The organism is Bartonella sp. MM73XJBT.G (genome assembly GCF_028618435.1).
Classification (GTDB): domain Bacteria; phylum Pseudomonadota; class Alphaproteobacteria; order Rhizobiales; family Rhizobiaceae; genus Bartonella.
In genome coordinates this window covers 1-4,899 of the sequence record NZ_JAQISW010000039.1, presented here as the reverse complement: position 1 = coordinate 4,899, position 4,899 = coordinate 1, and the positions used below count along the sequence as shown (strand labels likewise).

The window sequence follows — 4,899 nt, the reverse complement described above, 5'->3', positions numbered from 1 at the left end:
TCGCAATCGTTTCTTTTTTCCACTAATTCCGTTTGTGTGGTACTTATTTCACTCATCTTGATTTCCTCCATTTAAAGCGCAATTCCCCCGTGGCGTGAATCACGCATGTGTTAAAAGTTGTTTGGTTTGGTTAGAAACGTCCTACGTAGTCCACTAAGTGTTCACTTCTAGGAACCATTAGAGTTTTTCCACGAATTTCAAAATTACCAGAAATATTTACTTGATTGGAAATATATGCGTCGTCTAGAATTCTAATATCTCCAAAAATGCGTGCGTTATCACATATAACAGCCTTGCCATAAACACGGGCATTGCCATAAACAAAACCAAAAACTCGAGCTTTGTCGTAAATCAGTGCATTGTCAAAAATCTGCGCATTATATTCAACACTAGCCTCTCCACAAACCTTGGCATTGTCGTAAACACACGCATTATCTGTAATTATTGCTCTTTCAAATATCTGTGCATTACCAAAAACCTTAGCATCATGACTAACTTTAGCTTTATACCAAATCCAACAGTCTCCTTCATGACTCAGGTTTTCTTCTTTTTCTACAAAGCCGCCTAGGTCACCTTTTTTAACATTTCTAAAGTCTCGTAATGCGCGAATGCGATAAACCTTACGCAAATAAATTTCATCTATTTCATCAGTCAGTTCGTATTTCTTTTCCATAGTGACAGCCTCTTAATGCATGCTTTGTCTTTTAAGTTCTTGAGACAGCACACCAATTCCTTTTGCTGTGATTTTTGCGCAAGGAATGACTTTTTCTATTCCGCAGGCGGTTTGAAGTGTGATAGTTGGACAGTCCATAAGTTGCTTTTGGATTTTGTCTTGATAAGGGAGTAAATTTCCACCTGCTGCACGTCTATAAACCCAACCTTTTTGCTGTAAGAATTGAATGAATTGTTTTGGTTGCATTTCGAGGATTTTCGCGGCTTCTGTAAGACCAAAGAGCCCATTATGACGCTGTAAACTTTCAAGTGCCATGGCTTTTGGTGTTAAATCTTCAATGATGGTGTCTTTTTGATCTATTTGACCTTGCAAATAATTCAAAAATCCAATCATAGCTTTTGGACTTGAATAATCGATTTGTGGTGTTACTGCTTGCTTTGCACGCCGTTCACATTCTATAAAATACTCTCTGGCTTCATGCCCTTTGTCATTACGCTCTATCATCGAAAGGTGCTTAGCCATATCTAATGTGAGGTAGTATTCTACGCTTGGGCGCCCACCTTGGGGTTTTACTAAATTTTTAGTAAAACTTATAAAGTCTTGATTTTCTCGAAAATTACATTCTTTAATACGGTTAACAATCCAATCATTAAAGCGGGCTTTTACTTCTAAAAAAGCATGCAGATCACGTGCATTTACTGTTTGAACAGTTTCGTTTTTAATTGTGTTGTGCTGAATGGCAATAAGCTTTTCCATTACAAACCTCATTTTAGGGGATTAAAGGGGGGCGCTTTTTAAACGCCCTTCAGAATTTTAAAGCACATCACAAGGACGCAAACGGTGCTGTTGTTCATAAGTACCGTACATTTCATCTTCATATTTTTCTTCTGCGATCTCTTCTAAAATTTCATTGTAGATATCACTTTCACGTATAAAGTAATGAACTTCCCTCTCCTCATAGAGATGGTCGATATTTTCTTTTACATATGCTTCTGCAATCTGTTCAGAAATGTCTTCACAACTCTTTTCAGAAGGATTTATACGAAAGATTTGGATGGCATCATCTCCCTCATCAACAATGCTTAGAATTTGGCTTGCATCAAGCGGTCCAGACTCTGCAATGTTTTGATCATCATCGTAGGTAACTAATAAAATTTCATCAGAATTAATAAGAATTGGCTTTTCCATAATTTCTCCTCCCTAACGCCTCTTGGCAATTGCTGGTTTGTGGTTTATAAAAATAAGATACGTTTATCGTAATTAAATGTCAATATAAAAAATTACGATAAACGTATTTTTTATATTGATAATCCACATGATTATTTATTATCTTAAAATTTAAATGGGGAATTTATGTTGGACCGTGAAAGAAATGAACAACTATCTGTAATGTTAAATAAATTAACAGAAAGTGAAAAAATAGCTTTTATAGATTTCGTGCTGCAAGCAAAGATTTTAAAAGATCCTCGACAATTTTTTTTTCAGAATCATTTGCTTGAGAATACAAATAAAGAAAATCATCAGAACAAAATCCGGAGACAGGTGAAGAATCCTTAAAAAACTCCATAATTTTAACAAGCTCATCAGCTTTAACGTCTCTCATTTCTTTATTAGGGTCAAGATTGACAATATTAGATATAGCTGGTCTGCGTACTCCAAGATGGGCTGCGAGTTTTGCTTGGCTGCCACGGCCCATTTTATCGAGTTCTTGCTTTATCCAAATTTTTAGCTCTCTTTGTTTAACCATACTCGAGTTATTTATCATTTTTAAAAACCTTACAATATTAAAAAACATAAAAATACGTTTATCGTATTGACTAAATATTTCTTATATCGTATTTTATTGGCTATGATAAATACATATACAGAAACAGCAAAGCTTATAATTACATATCTTGGTGGACATCATAAGGTTGCAAATATCATTAATCGCAATGTTATTGTGGTTAGAAAATGGGCGTATTCTCTTGAAAAACGCGAAGGTAAGGGTGGAATTATTCCGGCTAAATATCAAGTGATGCTTTTAAACTATGCTCATAAACACAACATTGATTTGCGACCTGAAGATTTTTTCTATCCTAAGCGTTTGCAAGATTTGATGAAAGAAGAAAAAGCAACGCTCTCAACGCCTTCTTTTGTCAACGGTTTCAGTTTGAGTGAAAAGCCGTGTGAACAAAATAAGATGGTACAACCTCAATATGAAGAAAGGAAATAAAGATGGATTCCAGTTGGGCGACGATGATTGTGTTTTTTATAGTCAATGTAATCATGTTTTTTTCTGGCTTTTATGTCTTTCGTAAAAAAATACAAAACTTATCTTATACTTTTCATATTTTAGAAGATTCAACAAAAGAAATGCATTTTCCAGATGGCAGCACAATTGTTTTTAGCGATTCTGATTGGGATTTTTCTCTTGATGAAAATGATAATTTAATAGCTAAAAGTGCTTTAGGACCATCATTGTCTATAAAGGCATATAGTAATGCGCACGGTTTCAAAAAACATTTCATAGATAGTTTACAGAAATACACACAATCTGCGCATTTAGTGCAATGAGATAAGATAGAAAAACGCTTATAAGAGAAAGTAGTGAATTTGATTATTTTTAGTTCCAATGAAATTGGAATATTAGTCATCACAAAAGGAACCAAGATAAAAATGAGGTTTAAGTGTTTTGGTCGGATAATTTGGAGAAGTGTGTTCTACAATGATATTAATGGGTTGTATTTCAGATGGGTTATGCATTTTAAAAATGAGTAAAAATGTCAGTTCGCTTTCACTCTCAATACTAAATAAATTATACCATTCATTTTGGATTGGGTTGAGTTTAGGGGTTATCAAGTTGACGTGTTTTTTTTGCGTTTTAATGAAAATATTTTCTTTTTGTTTATGCAGTTCTAGGCCGGATTTAGGATATGAAACATGAGCAAATTCAAAGGGACTTTTTTTATCTATCCATATATAATTCAATCTAATCATTTGTTTTGTAGGATTATAGAAGGTTACGTGTAAATGAACCAATGATTCTGCGAGTATCTTAAATTCTCGTTTCTTTGATGGAATAACACTATCACTTCTTGGTTGAGAAATAGATTTAAGTTCCAATTTTGGTCCTAGTTTTCGTTCTTCCTGTTCTTTGTACTTAGTGTAAATTGAAAAAATTGTATGTGCAAAATTAATAAGAACAGAAGAAATAGAAAACAATTTAGACACTACTTGAGGCATTTTTCCCCCCATTTCGAAAATAATTACCGTTGAACGGCTTTGTAAAAATAATTTTTAATGGAATAGCAAATGACTAACACGATTCTCTATCTTGATCTAGGTGCTAAGACAGGCTGGGCGATATGTTCCAAAGGGCATGCGCCTGAAGATGACAACGAAGCAGATGCTTTGGCAATTTTATATTTAAAGAAAGAAGGGGGCGCGCATGTCTAATGGTATGCCATGGATAAGATTCCATTTGTATGACTGGATAAGTGGTACAGACGGAATGACGTTAGAGCAAAGGGGTGCTTATATGACGCTTCTCGTTCGCATGTACGATAAAAAAGCACCAATTAAAGAAGATTTTGAAACGCTTGCACGTGCTTGCAATTGTTCGCAGAAAAAATTTGCAGCTATTGTCGAATATCTCATGAGAAATAATAAACTTGTTGAGACAGATAATGGATTGTGGAATGCGCGCGTTGAAGAAGAGCTGAATGATTTTGCTGATAAAAAAGAGCACATATCGCAAGTTCGTAGTGAAGCTGGTAAAAAAGGTGCAAAAGCAAAAAATAATACAAAACAACATGTTAATAATTTTGCTGAAGCAAATGACAAGCAAAACGGTTTTTTTGCTGAAGCAAACGCTAAGCAAAATCAAGCTATAAAGAACCAGAATAAGAATATATATAAAAAAACTAAAACTATCGTTTTAGCAAAAAAAGAAATTAATTCTGAAAGTTTAGAAACAAACGATTTGGTTGACGAGCCAACAGAGGTTGCTGCTGTTGAGACCACATCAGAGCAAATCACAACATCATCAGACAACCAACCTCCAATTCACGAGCAAGAGAACGTTCCCAAAAAAGCAAAACGAGCGCAAGCTAATCGCGGTTGTCGATTGCCTGCGGATTTTGAACCTAATTTGCAATACGCAATCGATCAAGGATTAACGCATGATGAGGCGCTGTTAGAAACCGAACGGTTCACAAATTACTGGATAGCAAACCCAGGTAAAA

General features: G+C 34.8%; 9 protein-coding genes. 4 read left to right on the top strand and 5 right to left on the bottom strand.

Features of this window, described 5'->3' with window-relative positions; all coding sequences use genetic code 11:
- Nucleotides 1–130 precede the first annotated feature (130 nt).
- The 4 genes from PVV59_RS09215 to PVV59_RS09200 all read right to left on the bottom strand — a co-directional run bounded on the left by PVV59_RS09215 (nt 131) and on the right by PVV59_RS09200 (nt 2,438).
- Nucleotides 131–673, bottom strand: coding sequence for a hypothetical protein (locus PVV59_RS09215; protein WP_273755803.1), 543 nt, complete (start codon nt 671–673; stop codon nt 131–133).
- A 12-nt stretch (nt 674–685) separates the two neighbouring features.
- Nucleotides 686–1,429, bottom strand: coding sequence for an antA/AntB antirepressor family protein (locus PVV59_RS09210; RefSeq protein ID WP_273721945.1), 744 nt, complete (start codon nt 1,427–1,429; stop codon nt 686–688).
- A 57-nt stretch (nt 1,430–1,486) separates the two neighbouring features.
- Nucleotides 1,487–1,861 carry a hypothetical protein gene (locus PVV59_RS09205; protein ID WP_273755802.1) on the bottom strand — a complete coding sequence of 125 codons (375 nt, stop codon included), beginning with the start codon at nt 1,859–1,861 and terminating at the stop codon, nt 1,487–1,489.
- A 238-nt stretch (nt 1,862–2,099) separates the two neighbouring features.
- Nucleotides 2,100–2,438: a helix-turn-helix transcriptional regulator gene (locus tag PVV59_RS09200; RefSeq protein ID WP_273755801.1), complete on the bottom strand. Its 339-nt coding sequence runs from the start codon at nt 2,436–2,438 to the stop codon at nt 2,100–2,102.
- A gap of 84 nt (nt 2,439–2,522) precedes the next feature.
- Here PVV59_RS09200 and PVV59_RS09195 point away from each other — a divergent pair, with 84 nt between their 5' ends.
- A complete protein-coding gene (locus PVV59_RS09195) occupies nt 2,523–2,888 on the top strand; it encodes a hypothetical protein (RefSeq protein WP_273755800.1) in 366 nt (121 codons plus the stop codon).
- 2 nt (nt 2,889–2,890) lie between these two features.
- Nucleotides 2,891–3,229: a hypothetical protein gene (locus PVV59_RS09190; RefSeq protein ID WP_273721938.1), complete on the top strand. Its 339-nt coding sequence runs from the start codon at nt 2,891–2,893 to the stop codon at nt 3,227–3,229.
- Nucleotides 3,230–3,301: 72 nt separating this feature from the next.
- Here PVV59_RS09190 and PVV59_RS09185 read toward each other — a convergent pair whose 3' ends face one another.
- Nucleotides 3,302–3,898 (bottom strand): hypothetical protein, encoded by a 597-nt coding sequence (locus PVV59_RS09185; protein WP_273721936.1) that lies wholly within the window; start codon nt 3,896–3,898, stop codon nt 3,302–3,304.
- Between the two features lie 69 nt (nt 3,899–3,967).
- Between PVV59_RS09185 and PVV59_RS09180 the strand changes: the two genes are divergently transcribed.
- Nucleotides 3,968–4,111: a hypothetical protein gene (locus PVV59_RS09180; RefSeq protein ID WP_273721947.1), complete on the top strand. Its 144-nt coding sequence runs from the start codon at nt 3,968–3,970 to the stop codon at nt 4,109–4,111.
- Nucleotides 4,104–4,899, top strand: a 796-nt coding sequence (locus PVV59_RS09175) for a YdaU family protein (protein ID WP_273755799.1), incomplete at its 3' end; no start/stop codon positions are given. The genes PVV59_RS09180 and PVV59_RS09175, both read left to right, overlap by 8 nt.